This window comes from Pseudomonas sp. GLN_2 (assembly GCF_043106005.1).
Classification (GTDB): domain Bacteria; phylum Pseudomonadota; class Gammaproteobacteria; order Pseudomonadales; family Pseudomonadaceae; genus Aquipseudomonas; species Aquipseudomonas alloputida.
Window position 1 is genome coordinate 55,081 of sequence record NZ_JBICMC010000045.1, and the last position, 18,043, is coordinate 73,123.

Annotated in this window: 17 protein-coding genes; 10 read left to right on the plus strand and 7 right to left on the minus strand. The window is 62.0% G+C overall.

All coding sequences use genetic code 11. The features are described 5' to 3' along the window. Nucleotides 1–11 precede the first annotated feature (11 nt). Together ACF8Q6_RS12490 and ACF8Q6_RS12495 are read left to right on the plus strand one after the other, a co-directional pair. Nucleotides 12–302 carry a hypothetical protein gene (locus ACF8Q6_RS12490; RefSeq protein ID WP_003250283.1) on the plus strand — a complete coding sequence of 97 codons (291 nt, stop codon included), beginning with the start codon at nucleotides 12–14 and terminating at the stop codon, nucleotides 300–302. Nucleotides 303–415: 113 nt separating this feature from the next. Further along, complete coding sequence (locus ACF8Q6_RS12495; protein WP_110159754.1) at nucleotides 416–1,393, plus strand: L,D-transpeptidase family protein; 978 nt, start codon at nucleotides 416–418, stop codon at nucleotides 1,391–1,393. Nucleotides 1,394–1,525: 132 nt separating this feature from the next. Here ACF8Q6_RS12495 and ACF8Q6_RS12500 read toward each other — a convergent pair whose 3' ends face one another. Then, nucleotides 1,526–1,777 carry an Lpp/OprI family alanine-zipper lipoprotein gene (locus ACF8Q6_RS12500; RefSeq protein ID WP_003250288.1) on the minus strand — a complete coding sequence of 84 codons (252 nt, stop codon included), beginning with the start codon at nucleotides 1,775–1,777 and terminating at the stop codon, nucleotides 1,526–1,528. Nucleotides 1,778–2,284: 507 nt separating this feature from the next. Between ACF8Q6_RS12500 and ACF8Q6_RS12505 the strand changes: the two genes are divergently transcribed. Continuing rightward, the gene (locus ACF8Q6_RS12505; protein ID WP_003250290.1) at nucleotides 2,285–2,566 is read left to right on the plus strand and encodes a GNAT family N-acetyltransferase; all 282 of its coding nucleotides are present in this window, start codon (nucleotides 2,285–2,287) and stop codon (nucleotides 2,564–2,566) included. A gap of 69 nt (nucleotides 2,567–2,635) precedes the next feature. On the opposite strand, the gene ACF8Q6_RS12510 is transcribed toward ACF8Q6_RS12505, so the two are convergent. Further along, a complete protein-coding gene (locus tag ACF8Q6_RS12510) occupies nucleotides 2,636–3,712 on the minus strand; it encodes a 3-deoxy-7-phosphoheptulonate synthase (RefSeq protein WP_003250292.1) in 1,077 nt (358 codons plus the stop codon). A gap of 232 nt (nucleotides 3,713–3,944) precedes the next feature. Between ACF8Q6_RS12510 and ACF8Q6_RS12515 the strand changes: the two genes are divergently transcribed. The 3 genes from ACF8Q6_RS12515 (at nucleotide 3,945) to cysB (ending at nucleotide 6,617) form a co-directional block, all read left to right on the plus strand. Continuing rightward, nucleotides 3,945–4,892, plus strand: coding sequence for a putative 2-dehydropantoate 2-reductase (locus ACF8Q6_RS12515; protein ID WP_392491257.1), 948 nt, complete (start codon nucleotides 3,945–3,947; stop codon nucleotides 4,890–4,892). A gap of 124 nt (nucleotides 4,893–5,016) precedes the next feature. Then, nucleotides 5,017–5,514, plus strand: a complete 498-nt coding sequence (locus ACF8Q6_RS12520; protein ID WP_003250295.1) for a universal stress protein — start codon at nucleotides 5,017–5,019, stop codon at nucleotides 5,512–5,514. A gap of 128 nt (nucleotides 5,515–5,642) precedes the next feature. After that, nucleotides 5,643–6,617 carry an HTH-type transcriptional regulator CysB gene (gene cysB / locus ACF8Q6_RS12525; protein WP_003250297.1) on the plus strand — a complete coding sequence of 325 codons (975 nt, stop codon included), beginning with the start codon at nucleotides 5,643–5,645 and terminating at the stop codon, nucleotides 6,615–6,617. 125 nt (nucleotides 6,618–6,742) lie between these two features. On the opposite strand, the gene ACF8Q6_RS12530 is transcribed toward cysB, so the two are convergent. The 5 genes from ACF8Q6_RS12530 to ACF8Q6_RS12550 all read right to left on the minus strand — a co-directional run bounded on the left by ACF8Q6_RS12530 (nucleotide 6,743) and on the right by ACF8Q6_RS12550 (nucleotide 12,163). Continuing rightward, on the minus strand, nucleotides 6,743–7,477 hold the full coding sequence (locus ACF8Q6_RS12530; RefSeq protein ID WP_003250299.1) for a phosphoadenylyl-sulfate reductase: 735 nt from the start codon (nucleotides 7,475–7,477) through the stop codon (nucleotides 6,743–6,745). A gap of 79 nt (nucleotides 7,478–7,556) precedes the next feature. Continuing rightward, on the minus strand, nucleotides 7,557–8,897 hold the full coding sequence (gene pabB, locus ACF8Q6_RS12535) for an aminodeoxychorismate synthase component I (RefSeq protein ID WP_392490727.1): 1,341 nt from the start codon (nucleotides 8,895–8,897) through the stop codon (nucleotides 7,557–7,559). A gap of 208 nt (nucleotides 8,898–9,105) precedes the next feature. After that, entirely contained in the window at nucleotides 9,106–10,086 is a 981-nt protein-coding gene (locus ACF8Q6_RS12540) for an alpha-L-glutamate ligase-like protein (protein ID WP_003250303.1), read from the minus strand. Then, on the minus strand, nucleotides 10,086–11,621 hold the full coding sequence (locus tag ACF8Q6_RS12545) for an inactive transglutaminase family protein (protein ID WP_012053057.1): 1,536 nt from the start codon (nucleotides 11,619–11,621) through the stop codon (nucleotides 10,086–10,088). The genes ACF8Q6_RS12540 and ACF8Q6_RS12545 overlap by 1 nt, the downstream gene beginning before the upstream one ends. Nucleotides 11,622–11,626: 5 nt before the next feature. After that, nucleotides 11,627–12,163 carry an ATP-dependent zinc protease gene (locus ACF8Q6_RS12550; RefSeq protein ID WP_010953297.1) on the minus strand — a complete coding sequence of 179 codons (537 nt, stop codon included), beginning with the start codon at nucleotides 12,161–12,163 and terminating at the stop codon, nucleotides 11,627–11,629. A 306-nt stretch (nucleotides 12,164–12,469) separates the two neighbouring features. Between ACF8Q6_RS12550 and ACF8Q6_RS12555 the strand changes: the two genes are divergently transcribed. From ACF8Q6_RS12555 to acnD, 4 genes are all read left to right on the plus strand, one after another. After that, nucleotides 12,470–13,186, plus strand: coding sequence for a GntR family transcriptional regulator (locus ACF8Q6_RS12555; protein WP_012053055.1), 717 nt, complete (start codon nucleotides 12,470–12,472; stop codon nucleotides 13,184–13,186). Next, nucleotides 13,183–14,073: a methylisocitrate lyase gene (prpB, locus tag ACF8Q6_RS12560; protein WP_003250310.1), complete on the plus strand. Its 891-nt coding sequence runs from the start codon at nucleotides 13,183–13,185 to the stop codon at nucleotides 14,071–14,073. Before ACF8Q6_RS12555 ends, prpB begins: the two co-directional genes overlap by 4 nt. A 60-nt stretch (nucleotides 14,074–14,133) precedes the next feature. Next, a complete protein-coding gene (prpC, locus tag ACF8Q6_RS12565) occupies nucleotides 14,134–15,261 on the plus strand; it encodes a 2-methylcitrate synthase (protein WP_003250313.1) in 1,128 nt (375 codons plus the stop codon). Nucleotides 15,262–15,422: 161 nt separating this feature from the next. Beyond that, the gene (acnD, locus tag ACF8Q6_RS12570; protein WP_392492586.1) at nucleotides 15,423–18,011 is read left to right on the plus strand and encodes a Fe/S-dependent 2-methylisocitrate dehydratase AcnD; all 2,589 of its coding nucleotides are present in this window, start codon (nucleotides 15,423–15,425) and stop codon (nucleotides 18,009–18,011) included. Nucleotides 18,012–18,043: the final 32 nt, after the last annotated feature.

Below are 18,043 nucleotides of genomic sequence, written 5' to 3' on the forward strand. Positions count from 1 at the left end.
GAGTGCTCCAAATGCCGCGCCCTGCCTGGTCCCTGTATGCCTACCAACTGATCGAGCCCGACGAGCAGCTCGACCTGTTCGCCTGCCAGGAAATCCGCGTCCACCTCGTGGCCCGCCAGCTTGAGCTGGGCGTGCCGGTCGACCGTACCTTGTGTGGCGGCCTGCTGCCAGCCCAGCCGCGTTGGTCGGGGGTGCCGCGATCGATCTACCGCGATGGCCGCCTGTGTGAGCTGTGCCGTGCCATCCTCGATGCCCAGCGACGCGGCATGCGCCCGGTGTGGCCTGAGCTGCATGGCAGCTGAACGACAGGCGCCTTTCATCATCTGAAACGCTTGCAACGTGCCAATGCCTCCCGCTTGCATCGGCGCGGGTGTACAATCGATCCTCTTGACCCATCTTTCGAAGGATTTACCGGATGTTGCCGCGCTTTCCTGCCGTCACCCGTAGCCTGTCCCTGGCCGCCCTGTTGGTAGCGGGCCCCGCTGCTGCGCTGGAGCTGCCACTGCCACCGCCCGGTGAAGACATCGTCGGCCAGGTGCATGTGATCAAGGCAAAGTACGAGGACACGTTCGCCGATATCGGCACCGCAAACGACCTCGGCTACCTGGAAATGATTGCCGCCAACCCCGGCGTGGACCCTTGGCTGCCGGGCGCCGGCACCGAGATCATCCTACCGACCCGTTTTGTTCTGCCGCCGGGCCCGCGCGAAGGCATCGTCATCAACCTGGCCGAGTACCGCATGTACTACTTCCCCAAGGGGGAGAGCGTGGTGTACACCTTCCCGCTGGGCATTGGTCGCGAGGGATGGGGGTCGCCGATCGCCAACACCAAGATCACCGCCAAGACGCCCAACCCAACCTGGACGCCGCCCGCTTCGATTCGCAAAGAGCACGCCGAGGACGGTGACATCCTGCCGACGGTGGTGCCGGCTGGCCCGGACAACCCGCTGGGGCCGTTCAAGTTCACCTTGGGCGTACCGGGCTATCTGATCCATGGTTCGAACAAGAAGTTCGGCATTGGCATGCGCACCAGTCACGGTTGCTTCCGCATGTTCAACAACAACGTGCTTGAACTGTCGAAGATGGTGCCGGTGGGGACGCCAGTGCGCATCATCAACGAGCCTTACAAGTTTGGTATCAGCGCCGGCAAGGTCTATCTTGAGGCACACACGCCGCTGGATGACCAGGGTAATCCGTCAGTGGTCGACAAACACACCGCAGTTATCAATGCCTTGCTCAAGCGTGAAGACCTGGCCAATAACCTACGCATGAACTGGGACATGGTACGTGACGTGGTGGCTGCAGAAGATGGCATGCCGGTAGAAATTGCCGTGCCGGTGGAAAACCAAGGGGCTGCACCGATGGTGTCCAGCATTCCGCCCGAACTGCAGTAAGGTACTTTCGACACACCCAGGCCTGCCTTAGTGCAGGCCTTTTCGTACCTGCTGGCCGCGTTTGTCGGATTCAAAGGCAATAAAAAAGCCGACCCACAAGTGGGTCGGCTTCTTAACAATCCGTGAGGATTATTACTTGCGGCTGGCTTTGTCCAGCATACGCAGAGCGCGCTCGTTGGCTTCGTCAGCGGTCTGCTGAGCCTTCTGAGCGGCTGCCATTGCGTCGTCAGCCTTACGGTAGGCTTCGTCAGCACGAGCTTGAGCGCGAGCTGCTGCGTCTTCAGTCGCAGTCAGACGAGCTTCGGTTTCTTTGGATACGCTGCTGCAACCGGTAGCCAGAACTGCGGCCAGAGCCAGAGCAGAGAATTTCAGAACGTTGTTCATCGTGTTCCCCTTCAAGGACTTTCTATTAAATAGCCATCTCTCAGGAAAGAGAAACTGGCCGGCGTACATAGTACCCATTACTTGTAGTAAGTAAACTGACTGAGCGCAAGAACTGCAAAAAAAATGTTGCTTGACTCCGCGCCGACAAGATTTGCGACGTGTCTGTGAAAAAAAGGTGCAGGGTTCGCAAGCGGTTGTGGTAAGGGAACTTTTTTGTTGAACTAAGGGTGACTTTAACTGTCGATCAGCGTCTTAAGCCCTAGAACATCCGGTGGCTGTTGGGCGGGCTTGGAAAAGTCGCCCGGGCGGCGTTTCGACCTTTTTTAACCGCCACCACCTTGAGCAATCCCGCTCGTGGTGCCTACTATCTTGTGAGTGCCAGACGATCCGAACGATTACAATCGTCCAATGGTCGAAGCGGCAACAGGTGGCGTAGAGGATTCTGTGCCGGATAAACCACCATCGGTTAAGGTAAGGGTCTGCCGAGAAGACCTGCGAGGAGTAGTGATGAGCGAAGCGCTGACCATCCACCATGACCAGGCCGGTCATCAGTTCGAGACCAACGTGGACGGTCATCGTGCCTACCTGACGTACATGGATCTGGGCAAGCAGACGCTGGACATCTATCGCACCTTCGTGCCCAACGCCCTGCGCGGCCGTGGGATCGCTGCCGCCCTGACCGAGCGGGCGCTGGAGTACGCCGAGCAGATGGGCTACACGGTGATCCCGTCTTGCTCGTATGTGGAGCGTTACATGGAGCGCCAGCAGCGGCATTCGAGCAAGGCCTGAGCTGACGACAGGCACCCGACACAACAAAAAACGCCGGGCAGTGCCCGGCGTTTTTTATTCCCGCAATGTTCAGCCGCGCTTACGCTGCGGCAGCACATCCTTGAGTTTGGCATGCATGCTGCGCAGGGTTTTCTCGGTCGCCGACCAGTCGATGCAGGCGTCCGTGATCGACACGCCATACTGCAACTCGTCCAGGTTTTTCGGAATGGACTGACAGCCCCAGTTCAGGTGGCTTTCGACCATCAGGCCGATGATCGACTGGTTGCCTTCGAGGATCTGGTTGGCGACGTTCTCCATCACCAGCGGTTGCAGGGCCGGGTCCTTGTTGGAGTTGGCATGGCTGCAGTCGACCATGATGTTGGCCTTGATCTTGGCCTTGGCCAGGTCCTGTTCGCACAGGGCGACGCTGACCGAGTCGTAGTTCGGCTTGCCATTGCCGCCGCGCAGTACCACGTGGCCGTATGGGTTGCCCTTGGTGGTGACGATCGACACGCCGCCTTCCTGGTTGATGCCCAGGAAGCGGTGCGGCTTGGACACCGACTGCAGGGCATTGATGGCAACGGTCAGGCCGCCGTCGGTGCCGTTCTTGAAGCCCACCGCCGAGGACAGGCCCGAGGCCATCTCGCGGTGTGTTTGCGATTCGGTGGTGCGGGCACCGATGGCCGACCAGCTGATCAGGTCTTGCAGGTACTGCGGGGAAATCGGGTCGAGCGCTTCGGTGGCGGTCGGCAGGCCCATTTCGGCCAGGTCCAGCAGCAGCTTGCGGCCGATGTGCAGGCCGTCCTGGATCTTGAACGAGTCATCCAGGTACGGATCGTTGATCAGGCCTTTCCAGCCGACGGTGGTGCGCGGCTTTTCGAAGTACACGCGCATGACCAGGTACAGCGTATCGGACACTTCTTCGGCCAGCACTTTCAGGCGCTCGGCGTATTCGTGGGCGGCCTTGATGTCGTGGATGGAGCAAGGCCCGACCACGACGAACAGGCGATGGTCCTTGCCGTCGAGAATATTGCGCACCACTTCACGGCCGGCAGTCACGGTCTGCAGGGCCTTGGCGCTGAGGGGGATTTCCTTCTTGAGCTGATCAGGGGTGATCAGGGTCTCGTTGGAGGCAACGTTCAAGTCATCGATCGGTAAATCAGCCATCGTGTTACTCGTCAGGTCACGGGTGCCGGCCGCCAACTATCCCCGTGCGGCCCAGCAGCAAGAATAATCGCAGCGGGGAGCCGAACCTTAGCGCGTTACAGATGGCACGACAATGGGCTGAACCCAGTCATTGTGGGGTTTTTACCTGAGCGAGGGGGTTGCGTGCGAATGGACTGCCCAGGGCTACGTAACCTGTGTAAAAAGAGTGCTGACCCTTTACCTGGAGATTGGCATGCATTCGCTCCCCCCTCGCATCGGCATCATCGGCAGTGGCGCCATCGGCGGCTTTTATGGGTTGATGCTGGCTCGCGCCGGTTTCGATGTGCATTTTCTGTTGCGCAGCGAGTACCAGGCCGTTTGTGAGCGCGGGCTGAGCCTGGACAGTGCCGTGCATGGCGCACTGCACATGAGTGTGCAGGCTTACGTCAGCGCCGCCGACATGCCGCCCTGTGACTGGCTTCTGATCGGGGCCAAGGCCACCAGCAACGAGCAGTTGGCACCGTTGATCGTCCAGGCTGCTGCGCCCGGCGCCAAGGTGGTGCTGTTGCAGAACGGCCTGGGTGTCGAGGAGCAGTTGCGTCCGGCCTTGCGTAGCGACATGCACCTGCTCGGCGGCCTGTGCTTCATCTGCGTCAACCGCCAGGCGCCAGGTGTAATCCGCCACCAGGCGCTGGGGGCGGTCAACCTGGGGTATCACAGCGGGCCGGCCACCGACTGCGGTATTGCGCTGGTGAGTGAAGGCGCCGGGTTGTTCCAGGCGGCGGGGATCGACTCGCAGGCCATGCCGAACCTGGCCTTGGCGCGCTGGCAGAAGCTGGTGTGGAACGTGCCTTACAACGGGCTGTCGGTGCTGCTGGGGGCCAGCACTTCGCCACTGATGGCCGACAGCAATAGCCGCGAGCTGATACAGGCCTTGATGGCCGAGGTGGTGCAGGGGGCGGCAGCCTGTGGCCATGTACTGCCCGAGGGCTATGCCGAGCACTTGTTCCAGGTGACCGAGCGCATGCCTGACTACTGGCCGAGCATGCATCACGACCATGTCCACAAACGCCCGTTGGAGCTGGGGGCCATTTACGCCGAGCCGTTGGCACGCGCTCGGGCGGCAGGCTGCAGCATGCCGCGCATTGAAATGCTGTACCAAGCGCTGAGTTTCATCGACAGCAGCAACCGGCCTGCCTGAGGGTGGCCGAGGCTTCGGCGGGGCCCTCCAGCCCACGGCGGCAGCGCGCCGGACGGCAAAGCGAGCGTCCGGCGCGCTGCTAAGCTGAAGCTTGCTCTGCCGCTGCGGCAGTCGAGGAGGTCGAATGATCCGCTCCATGCTGTACGCCACCGACCTCGGTGTCTACGCCCCTTTCGTGATGCAACACGCGCTGGCCCTGGCGCGCACGTTCGGTGCCGAGTTGTATGTGATCCACGCGGTCGAGCCGATGGGCCAGTTCGCCGAATCCCTCCTGCAAAGTTACCTCGATGAGCAGACGCTCGATCAATTGCACAGCCAGGGGGTGAACACCGTGATGGCGAACATAGAGCAGCGTGTGCTGGAAAACTTTCGCGACGAGCTGGGCGAAGAGGCTGACCTGGCGGTGATCAAGGCCGTGCGTGTGCGTCAGGGCGACCCGGCGCAGGTGATTCTCGACCAGGCCCAGCGGCTAAGCGTCGACCTGTTGATATTCGGTAGCCACAGTGCCGGTGCCGGGGTGGATGTACCGCTGGGGCGCACGGCGGTGCGGCTGCTGCAGCTGTCGCCGGTGCCGGTGTACATGGTGCCCTTGGCGCAGCATCTGGGGCGTAGGAAAACGTGAAGATAGGTGCAGTCCGTTTCCGTGGGCATGTAACAAAATAGTTCTAGATTTATTTCCAGAACCACTAATATAGTTATATATCGTCGCTGCCTGCTGCCGCGGACTCACCGCTGAACCGAGGGAAACCTATGAAGCTTCAACAACTGCGCTACATCTGGGAAGTGGCGCACCATGACCTCAACGTCTCCGCGACGGCGCAGAGCCTGTATACCTCCCAGCCAGGTATCAGCAAGCAGATCCGCCTGCTCGAAGACGAATTGGGTGTTGAAGTCTTTGCCCGCAGCGGCAAGCATCTGACCCGCGTGACCCCGGCCGGTGAGCGCATCATCAATACCGCAGGCGAAATCCTGCGCAAGGTCGAGAGCATCAAGCAGATTGCCCAAGAGTTCTCCAACGAGAAGAAGGGCACGCTGTCCATCGCCACCACCCACACCCAGGCGCGCTACGCGTTGCCGCCGGTTATCAGCAGCTTTATCAAGCAGTATCCGGAGGTGTCCCTGCACATGCATCAGGGTTCGCCCATGCAGATTGCCGAGATGGCTGCGGACGGTACGGTCGATTTCGCCATCGCCACCGAGGCGCTGGAGCTGTTCGGCGATCTGATCATGATGCCGTGCTACAAGTGGAACCGTTGCGTTGTGGTGCCACAGGGGCACCCGCTGGCCAAGCTGCCGAAACTGACCCTGGAAGCCGTCGCCGAATACCCGATCGTCACCTACGTGTTCGGTTTCACCGGGCGCTCGAAATTGGATGAAGCTTTCAATCACCGCGGCCTCACGCCAAAAGTGGTCTTCACCGCGGCTGACGCCGACGTCATCAAGACGTATGTGCGCCTGGGGCTGGGCGTGGGTATCGTTGCTGGCATGGCTGTGGACGCCAAGCTCGACAGTGACTTGGTGGCGCTGGATGCCAGTGAGCTGTTCGAAGCCAGTATCACCAAGATCGGCTTCCGTCGGGGTACCTTCCTGCGCGGCTTCATGTGCGACTTCATTGAGAAGTTTGCCCCGCACCTGACCCGTGAAGTGATGGCCAAGGCCATTCAGTGCCATAACAAGCAAGAGCTGGAAGCGTTGTTCGAAGGTGTCGAGCTGCCGGTTCACTGATTCGGGAGTGATGGGGCCGCTGTGGGAGCGGGCGGCTTTGGTCGCGATCACCGGCAAAGGCGGTGCCATGCACCGCGTCGCCTGCTTCGCGGGTAAACCCGCTCCTACAGACCGCCCGGGCTATCTCAAGCCTTGCTGATCAGGTTGCCCGCATGCAACCCGCATTCCTTCTGCGTCGACTCTTCCCACCACCAGCGCCCTTCACGCTCATGCTGGTTTGGCAGCACCGGGCGGGTGCATGGCTCGCAGCCAATGCTGATGAAGCCACGCTCGTGCAGGCTGTTGTACGGCAGCTCGAGCATGCGGATATAACCCCATACTTCTTCACTGCTCATCTGCGCCAGCGGGTTGAACTTGTACAGCGTGCGCTCAGGCGTGGAAAAGGCGCTGTCGATTTCCAGTGCTGCCACCTGGCTGCGGGTGCCCGGGCTTTGGTCGCGGCGCTGGCCGGTGGCCCAGGCGCTGACGGTGGCCAGCTTGCGTCGCAGCGGCTCGATCTTGCGAATGCCGCAGCACTCGCCATGGCCGTCCTTGTAGAAGCTGAACAGGCCCTTTTCCTTGACGAACGGGTCGAGCTTGGCGCGGTCCGGGCTGAGGATTTCGATCGGCAGGTTGTACTGTTCGCGTACCTGGTCGATGAATCGGTAGGTCTCCGGGTGCAGGCGCCCAGTGTCGAGGCTGAATACCTTTACCTGCTTGTTCAGCTTCCAGGCCATGTCGACCAGCACCACATCCTCGGCGCCGCTGAAGGAGATCCACAGGTCATCGCCGAAGTGCTCGAAGGCAAGCTTGAGGATGTCCTGCGGGGACTTGTTGGCATAGGTCGCGGCCAGGGCGGCGACGTCGAAGGGTTGGCTCATCAGGCGGTTTCCATCTTGGCTGTGGCGCTGTGCGCTCGTAGTAGGGGGATGGTAACAAAAAAACGTGGTCTAGATGGGCTCACAAGCCCTGCAGGGTCTGCATCAGCACCCGCACTTTGGCGATCGACTCTTCATACTCGGCCTGCCACTGCGAGTCGGCTACCACCGCGCCGCCGCCCCAGCAACTGACCTGTCCATCTTTGATCAGCAAGCTGCGAATGGCGATCGAACTGTCCATTTCGCCGCGCACATCCACATACAGCAGCGAGCCGCAGTACAGCGCACGGCGCGCGGGTTCCAGTTCGTCGATGATCTGCATGGCGCGGATTTTCGGCGCGCCGGTAATCGAGCCGCCAGGGAAGCTGTCGCCGATCAGGTCCAGCGCGTCCTTGTCGCTGGCCAGCTGGCCGGTGATGCTGCTGACCAGATGGTGCACGTTGGGGTAACTCTCCAGGCTGAACAGTTCCGGTACCTTCACTGAGCCGATCTCACACGTGCGCCCCAGGTCGTTGCGCAGCAGGTCGACGATCATCAGGTTTTCCGAGCGATCCTTCGGGCTGTGCAGCAGCTCTTGGGCATTACGCTGGTCTTCAGCCGGGTCGCTGGCGCGTGGGCGGGTGCCCTTGATCGGGCGGGTTTCCACCTGGCCCTGGCTGACGCGGATGAAGCGCTCGGGCGAAAAGCTCAGCAGGGTACTGCCGTCGGCCAGTTGCTGGTAGCCGGAAAAAGGGGTCGGGCAGGCCTGGCGCAGGGCCTGGTAGGCTCGCCATGGATCGCCTTGGCAGGGCGCGCGAAAGCGTTGGGTGAGGTTGATCTGGTAGCAGTCACCGGCCTGGATATAGCGTTGTACCTGGTCGAAAGCGGTTTTGTATTGCTCCGGCTCCAGGTCACCGACCATCGGTGCGAGCAGCCGGAAGTCGCCGGTGGTGGCGCTGGTGTCCTGGAACAGGCTGATAAGGCGTTCGCGTTCGTCGCCGGCCAGGCTCGGGTGGAACACCAGCTGGCTGGTGCCGAGCAGATGATCACTGACCAGTGCCCAGTCATACAGGCCCAGTTGTGCGTCTGGCAGGCCGAGGTCGTCCACGGCCAGACTTGGCAGGTGTTCCAGGCGGCGGCCGAAGTCGTAGCTCAGGTAGCCGATCAGGCCACCGGCAAAGGGCAGTTCTACACCGTTGGGCAAGTCGGCGTGGCCCAGTTGTGCCAGGCCAGCGCGCAGGCGCTGGAGGAAGACGCGGCCATCTTCATCGGGCTGCGCCTGCAGTTGTTGCAGCGGCCAGGCGCTGAGCAGGTCGAAACGCCCGCGTTCGGCGCCGGGGCGGGCGCTGTCGAGCAGGATCGCACCGGGGGCCTGGCGCAGGTGGGCGAAATAGGCGGCAGGGTCGGGCTGGTAGGGCAGGGGGTGTAGCGTGCAGGTCGGCATCAGTATGGACGGCGATGTAAAAGCGAGGAGGGCGATTGTAGACCTGTGCAGGAAAAGCGCCTAGCGCTGGGTACGACATTCAACATTGTGTTTGGCTCATACGCAGCACAAGGCAGTTCCTGCAGGTTGAGCGAAGCGCTCGAATCAACTGCAGTGCTTGCAGGAGCAACCTTGTGCTGCGAATGGGCTGCAAGGCAGCCCCTGTATTTCAGCGGTTAGGCACATGCCCGAACAGGCCCTGTGCTACCCGTACCCGCTGCTCGGCGTCTTCGGTCACACCCTCCTTGGCCAGTGCTTCGATGTGCGCCTCAATGGCATGGGTGCGCTGAGTCAGGCCGCAGTCGTTGGCAATCTGGATGTTCAGCCCCGGGCGGGCGTTGAGCTCCAGAATCAGCGGGCCCTTGTCCTGGTCAAGCACCATGTCCACGCCGATATAGCCCAGGCCGCACAGTTCATAGCAGCCAGCGGCCAGCTTCATGAAACCGTCCCAGTTCGGCAGTTGCACGCCGTCCACCGCGTTGGTGGTGTCCGGGTGCTTGCTGATGATGTTGTTCAGCCAGGTGCCGCGCAGGGTCACGCCGGTGGCCAGGTCGACACCCACACCGATGGCGCCCTGGTGCAGGTTGGCCTTGCCGCCAGACTGGCGAGTCGGCAGGCGCAGCATGGCCATCACCGGGTAGCCCATCAGGACGATGATGCGGATGTCCGGTACACCTTCGTAACTGATGCTCTTGAAAATCTGGTCCGGGGTCACGCGGTACTCGATCAGCGCGCGGTCGCGGTGCCCGCCGAGGGAGTACAGCCCGGTGAGGATGCTGGAAATCTGGTGCTCGATTTCCTCATGACTGATGATCTTGCCCGACACTGTGCGGTAGCGGTCCTCGAAGCGGTCGGCGATTACCAGGATGCCGTCACCGCCGGCGCCTTGCGCCGGCTTGATGACGAAATCGCTGCGACCGCCGATGATCTGGTCGAGCTTATCGATCTCTTTTTCGGTCTCGATGATGCCGTACATTTCCGGCACATGGATGCCGGCCGCCAGTGCGCGCTCCTTGGTGATGATCTTGTCGTCGACGATCGGGTACAGGCTGCGCTTGTTGTACTTCAGCACATAGTCCGCGTTACGTCGGTTGATCCCCATGATGCCCCGGGCCTCCAGGGCTTTCCACGTCTTGATCAGGCCAAACATCAGGTGTCTGCCTTTTTCAGGAAGGCTTTGAAGCGCACGAGCTCGGTCAGGCGGTAGCCGCGATAACGGCCCATCGCCAGCATGAAGCCCACCAGGATCAGCAGCACCGCCGGGAAGGTGAACACGAAGTACACCAGCTCCGGCACCATCATCAGCAGGTGTGCCAGGGAGGCGGCGAACAGGGTGCCGATGGCCACTTTCATGGCATGGCCGCCACCACGCTCCTCCCAGGTGATCGACAGGCGTTCGATGGTCATGGTCAGGATCACCATCGGGAACAGTGCTACCGACAGCCCGCGTTCAAGGCCCAGCTTGTGGCTGAACAGGCTGATGGCGGCAATCAGCACCACGACGAAGGTCAATACCACCGACAGGCGTGGCAGCATCTGCAGCTTGAGGTGTTCCAGGTACGAGCGCAGCGACAGGCCCAGGGCAGTGATCACCGTGAACAGCATGATACCGAAGCCCAACTGGGTTTCGCGGAACGCCAGGGCGATCAGCACCGGGGTGAATGTGCCCAGGGTCTGGATGCCGATCAGGTTGCGCAGCACCAGGATCACCAATACGCCGATCGGGATCATGACCATGATCATGAAGGTTTGCTGGGTTTGCAGCGGCAGACCGTACAGCGAGTATTCGAGGAAGTCGGCGTCGGTGTTCTCGTCGGTCAGCTTGGCCAGGCGGATGGCGTTCATCTCGCTGTTGTTCATGCTGAAGGTGACAGTGGCCTTCTTGCCGCCATCGACGGTGATCAGGTTGTCGTCACCGGTCCACCACAGCAGGCGGTCGCTCGGCAGGCCTTGCTCACCGGTGTCCGGGTTGAAGTACAGCCAGTCGTCGCCGTTGAAGCTGCGCAGCCACAGCTCTGGGGTTTGCGGGGTGTCGGCCAGCAGGCGGATGGTGTGCACCTTTTCCATCGGCACGTGGGCGATCGACAGCAGCAGGTCGATGACCTGGGCCTTCTTCATTGCCGAAGTGTCGCCGGCCAGCAGCAGCTTGACGTTGTCGTCGTTGAGGTTGTTGACCCGCTTGATGGTCTCGCTGACAAAGGTCTCGACGTCGGCCGAGTGCTGACGTATAGGCGCCATCAGCGCTTCAGCGGCGATCTTCTCGGGGCCTTCGACGGCCAGGCTGTCACGGAAGGTCGGGCCTTTGATCTTGGTCTTCTCGTTGCTGTAGCGCTTGGTCAGTACCAGGCGGTAGTAGAGGGTCTGGTTGCCGCTGGCGCGACGTGCCGACCAGGTAACCTTGCGGTTGCCGTCGGCGCGGTTGATGCTGACCCCGTAGTTGTTGGAGATGAAGCTCTCGTTGAGGCTGACGTAGTCGCGGTTCAGCGGTGGCACGAACATCTGCACCTTGACCGGGTCCTTGCTGCTGGCCACGAACTCGACCTTGGCGTCAATGTTCCACAGGTCGTCGGTTTCATCCTCGGTCACCGGGATGCCGAGCACGAAGATCTGATAAGCCGTGACCGCCACGCCCAATAGCACCAGCACGGTGATCAGGACTTTCAGATGGAGGGTGAGAGAGCGCATCGGGATTACTCTGCTTTGGGAGCGTCGGTGGCACAGGCAGGTTTGCCGGCCGCATATTTAAGGCTTGGGTCAACCAGTGCGTCGAAGTGCTTGAGCGCCTCGGAACCGATCAGCAGCGGGAACTGGAACGCGCTGCGGTCGGTGAGGTTGACTTCGATGGTGCGCCTGGTCTGGCCCATGCAGATTTCGAGTTCGATGACCGGGCGGGCCGTGTAGGCCTTGCCTGATTCGGCATCATAGTCGCCGGCCCGGCGCTTGATCTTGCTGACGCGTGCCAGTGGGCGTTCGATCGGGTGCGAATGGGCCGCATCGATGGCGAGGTAGAAGCGTACCCAGCTTTCGCCATTGCGCTTGAACCGCTTGATGTCGCGGGCGCTGAGCGACGCGGTCTTGGCACCGGTGTCGAGCTTGGCGGCCACTTCCAGGTCCAGGTCGCCCAGATGTGCGTATTCGTTGAGACCATACACGGTCTTGCCCGCAGCCTGGCCAAGGGCCGGCAGCAGGGTGAGGCATAGCAGCAATAAAACGGGTGTAAGTCTCATATTCCTGGCGCGGTGCATTGCAAGGTTCTAGGCAAGGTTCAGGTCAAGGTGACTGGCAATTACTGCGCAAGCTTCCTCGTTTATCTGTCAACAGGCACGAATGCATGACAGACAGGCTATCCATACCCCATCGGAGGCGCGGCATTCTATCACGACGACGTCTTGACGCCAGCGGTGCGCGATCTGACAGCGTTGAAGTGGTGATAGTTCGCGATTAGACGATTGTCGACAATGTTCATTTTGTCTTTGACTTGCTAGGCTTGTTTCGCTAGTTTCTGGTCAAGAGTTTTAAAAGGTGTCGACAATATGCAGGACCTTACCAGCCCCGGCCCGGTGCTGACAGACGAAACGGAAACCCTCTCCGAAAACGTCTTCCGACGCATCCAGGCGGCCATTGTCAAGGGTGATATCGCCCCCGGCAGCAAGATTTCCGAGCCGGAGTTGGCGCGCACCTATGGTATCAGCCGCGGGCCGCTACGCGAGGCTATCCACCGCCTTGAAGGCCAGCGCCTGCTGGTGCGCGTGCCGCATGTGGGCGCGCGGGTGGTATCGCTCAACCACGCCGAGCTGATCGAGCTGTACGAAATTCGCGAGTCGCTGGAAGGCATGGCCTGCCGCCTGGCCGCCGAGCGCATGAGCCAGGCCGACATCGACGAACTGCGCCGGGTGCTCGACACCCATGAGCGCGATGCCGCGTTCCAGGCCGGCCTGGGCTACTACCAGCAGGAAGGCGACTACGACTTCCATTACCGGATTATTCAGGGTAGCGGCAACCAGACCCTGGTCAAGATGCTCTGCGGCGAGCTGTACCAGCTGGTGCGCATGTACCGTATCCAGTTCTCTGCCACGCCTAACCGGCCACGCCAGGCCTTTGCCGAGCACCATCGCATTCTTGATGCCATTGCCGACCGTGACGGCGAACTGGCCGAACTCCTGATGCGCCGCCACATCGGCGCGTCCAAGCGCAATATCGAGCGTCACTACCTGGACGCCCACAACAACAGCACACGAGGTGAGAAATGACAGTCAAGAGCACCCCCGGTCAGCGTTTCCGTGACGCCGTTGCCGCTGAACATCCGCTGCAGGTAGTTGGTGCCATCAACGCCAACCATGCCCTGCTGGCCAAGCGCGCCGGCTTCAAGGCCATCTACCTGTCAGGTGGCGGTGTGGCCGCCGGCTCCCTGGGCCTGCCAGACCTGGGCATCACTGGTCTGGACGACGTGCTCACCGACGTGCGTCGTATCACCGACGTGTGCGACCTGCCGCTGCTGGTGGATGTCGACACCGGCTTCGGCGCTTCGGCCTTCAACGTTGCCCGTACCGTGCGCTCGATGAGCAAGTTCGGCGCTGCCGCCATCCATATCGAGGACCAGGTTGGCGCCAAGCGTTGTGGCCACCGTCCCAACAAGGAAATTGTCAGCCAGCAGGAAATGGTCGACCGTATCAAGGCTGCCGTCGACGCCCGCAGCGATGACAGCTTCGTGATCATGGCGCGTACCGATGCGCTGGCCGTCGAAGGCCTGAACGCGGCCCTGGACCGTGCCGAGGCGTGTGTCGAAGCGGGCGCCGACATGATCTTCCCGGAAGCCATCACCGAACTGCAGATGTACAAGACTTTCGCTGATCGGGTGAAGGCACCGATTCTGGCCAACATCACCGAGTTCGGTGCCACGCCGCTGTACACAACCGAAGAGCTGGCCTCGGTCGACGTGTCGTTGGTGCTGTACCCGCTGTCGGCGTTCCGCGCCATGAACAAGGCGGCCGAGAACGTGTATGCCGCGCTGCGTCGTGACGGCACGCAAAAGAACGTGATCGACACCATGCAGACTCGCATGGAGCTTTACGATGCCATTGGTTATCACGCCTTCGAGCAGAGCCTCGATGCACTGTTTGCCCAGAAGAAGGGCTAAGCGCTAGCGCCCCAATTAGCCAGAAAGCATCCATAACAAATTCAAGAAAGGAGAAACACCATGGCCGAAGCAAAAGTACTCAGTGGCGCAGGCCTGCGTGGCCAGGTGGCCGGCCAGACTGCACTGTCGACCGTGGGCCAGGCCGGTGCCGGGCTGACCTACCGTGGTTATGATGTGCGTGACCTGGCGGCCGGTGCCGAGTTCGAAGAAGTCGCCTACCTGCTGCTGTACGGCGAGCTGCCAACCCAGGCCGAACTGGCCGACTACAAGCGCAAGCTCAAGGGCCTGCGTGACCTGCCGCAAGCCTTGAAGGAAGTGCTTGAGCGCATCCCGCGCGATGCCCACCCGATGGACGTCATGCGCACTGGTTGCTCGGTACTGGGCACCCTCGAACCAGAATTGACCTTCGAAGCCCAGCGCGACAAGACCGACCGCCTGCTGGCGCTGTTCCCGGCCGTGATGTGCTACTGGTACCGCTTCACCCACCATGGCGTACGCATCGACTGCACCACTGATGAAGACACCTTGGGTGGCCACTTCCTGCACCTGCTGCACGGCAAGAAGCCGAGCGAGCTGCACGTCAAGGTCATGAACGTGTCGCTGATTCTCTACGCTGAACACGAATTCAACGCCTCGACCTTCACTGCCCGCGTCTGCGCCTCGACCCTGTCTGACCTGTACTCCTGCGTTACCGCAGCCATCGGCTCGCTGCGTGGCCCGCTGCACGGCGGTGCCAACGAGGCTGCGATGGAACTGATCGAACGCTTCCAGAGCCCGCAGGAAGCCACCGCCGAGCTGCTGCGCATGCTCGAGCGCAAAGACAAGATCATGGGCTTTGGCCATGCCATCTACAAAGAGTCCGACCCGCGCAACGAGGTGATCAAGGGCTGGTCGAAGCAGCTGGCTGACGAAGTGGGTGACAAGGTGCTGTACCCGGTGTCCGAAGCCATCGACAAGACCATGTGGGAGCAGAAGCGCCTGTTCCCCAACGCCGACTTCTACCATGCCTCGGCGTACCACTTCATGGGCATTCCGACCAAGCTGTTCACCCCGATCTTCGTCTGCTCGCGGCTGACCGGCTGGGCGGCGCACGTCTTCGAGCAGCGCGCCAACAACCGCATCATCCGCCCGAGCGCCGAGTATGTCGGCGTCGAACAGCGCCAGTTCGTGCCGATCGAGCAGCGCTGAATAGCTATAGAGAGGCAACCCGTTCCCCTTGTGGGAGCGGGCGTGCCCCCGAATGCGCCGGCCTTGCAACCACTGTGCACCTGCTGACGCACTCGCGGGCACGCCCGTTCCCACAGGTACGGTGAAACCTTCCGAATCCTGTGACCGAGCCTGATTCCATGATGAACACTGCATACCGCAAGCACCTGCCAGGCACCGACCTGGACTACTTCGATGCCCGCGCGGCGGTCGAGGCGATCAAGCCCGGCGCCTATGACGGCTTGCCTTACACGTCCCGCGTGCTCGCCGAGAACCTGGTGCGCCGCTGCGACCCTGCTACGCTCGACGCCTCGCTGAGCCAGCTGATCGAACGCAAGCGCGACCTCGACTTCCCGTGGTTCCCGGCCCGCGTGGTGTGCCATGACATCCTTGGCCAGACTGCGCTGGTCGACCTTGCCGGCCTGCGTGACGCCATTGCCGACAAAGGCGGCGACCCAGCCCAGGTCAACCCGGTGGTGCCGGTGCAACTGATCGTCGACCACTCGCTGGCCGTCGAGTGCGGTGGTTTCGACCCGCAGGCCTTCGAAAAGAACCGTGCCATCGAAGACCGCCGCAACGAAGACCGCTTCCACTTCATCAACTGGACCAAGAAGGCGTTCAAGAACGTCGACGTGATCCAGCCGGGCAACGGCATCATGCACCAGATCAACCTGGAGAAGATGTCGCCGGTGGTCCACAGCGACCACGGCGTCGCCTACCCGGACACCTGCGTCGGCACCGACAGCCACACGCCGCACGTCGATGCACTGGGTGTGATCGCCATCGGCGTAGGCGGCCTGGAAGCCGAAAACGTGATGCTCGGCCGCGCCTCCTGGATGCGCCTGCCGGAAATCGTCGGCGTCGAGCTGACTGGCAAACTGGCCCCGAACATCACCGCCACCGACCTGGTACTGGCCTTGACCGAATTCCTGCGCAAGCAGAAAGTGGTCGGCGCTTACCTGGAGTTCCATGGCGAGGGTGCCCGCGCCCTGACCTTGGGCGACCGCGCCACCATTTCCAACATGGCCCCGGAATACGGCGCCACGGCGGCGATGTTCGCCATCGACCAGCAGACCATCGACTACCTGCGCCTGACCGGCCGTGAAGAGCAGCAGGTCAAACTGGTGGAAACCTACGCCAGGGCCACCGGCCTGTGGGCGGACAGCCTGGGCGGCGCCGTCTACGAGCGCACCCTGAGCTTCGACCTGTCGAGCGTGGTACGCAACATGGCCGGCCCGTCCAACCCGCATGCTCGCGTCGCCACCAGCGACCTGGCGGCCAAAGGCATCGCCGGCAGCTGGGAAGAAGTGCCGGGGCAGATGCCGGACGGCGCGGTGATCATCGCTGCCATCACCAGTTGCACCAACACCAGCAACCCGCGCAACGTGATTGCCGCAGGCCTGATTGCGCGCAATGCCAACAAGCTGGGGCTGACCCGCAAGCCGTGGGTCAAGTCGTCGCTGGCGCCCGGCTCCAAGGCCGTGCAGCTGTACCTGGAGGAAGCAGGGCTGGAGAAGGAGCTGGAGCAACTGGGCTTTGGCATCGTCGCCTTCGCCTGCACCACCTGCAACGGTATGTCCGGCGCCCTGGACCCGGTGATCCAGCAAGAAATCATCGACCGCGACCTGTACGCCACTGCCGTGTTGTCGGGTAACCGCAACTTCGACGGGCGTATCCACCCGTACGCCAAGCAGGCCTTCCTGGCTTCGCCACCATTGGTGGTGGCCTATGCCATTGCCGGTACCATTCGTTTCGACATCGAGAAGGATGTGCTGGGCGTGGTCGATGGCAAGGAAATCCGCCTCAAGGACATCTGGCCCAGCGACGAAGAAATCGATGCGGTGGTGCGTGCTGCGGTCAAGCCGGAGCAGTTCCGCAAGGTCTACATCCCGATGTTCGCCATCGAGGAAGACCGCGGGCCGAAAGTTGCGCCGCTGTATGATTGGCGCCCGATGAGCACCTACATCCGCCGCCCTCCCTACTGGGAAGGGGCCCTGGCCGGCGAGCGCACCCTGCGCGGCATGCGTCCCCTGGCGGTGCTGCCGGACAACATCACCACCGACCACCTGTCGCCGTCCAACGCGATCATGCTCGACAGCGCTGCGGGTGAGTACCTGGCAAAAATGGGCCTGCCGGAAGAAGACTTCAACTCCTACGCCACCCACCGTGGCGACCACCTGACCGCCCAGCGCGCCACCTTCGCCAACCCAAAACTGTTCAACGAAATGGTGCGCAACGACGATGGCAGCGTGAAGCAGGGCTCGCTGGCGCGTATCGAGCCGGAAGGCAAGGTTACCCGCATGTGGGAGGCGATCGAGACCTACATGCAGCGCAAGCAGCCGCTGATCATCGTTGCGGGTGCCGACTACGGCCAGGGCTCGTCGCGCGACTGGGCGGCCAAGGGCGTGCGCCTGGCGGGTGTCGAGGCAATTGTCGCCGAAGGCTTCGAGCGTATTCACCGCACCAACCTGGTAGGCATGGGCGTGCTGCCGCTGGAGTTCAAGCCGGGCACCGACCGCAAGACCCTGGGCCTGGATGGCAGCGAAACCTATGACGTGCTGGGGGCGCGTACGCCACGGGCGACCCTGACCCTGGTGGTTACCCGTGCCAATGGTGAGCGCCTGGAAGTACCGGTGACCTGCCGTCTGGACACCGCCGAGGAAGTGTCGATCTACGAAGCGGGCGGGGTGCTGCAGCGCTTTGCCCAGGACTTCCTCGAAGCGACCGCCTGAGCATGAATCGGGGGCCGCTTTGCGGCCCTTTC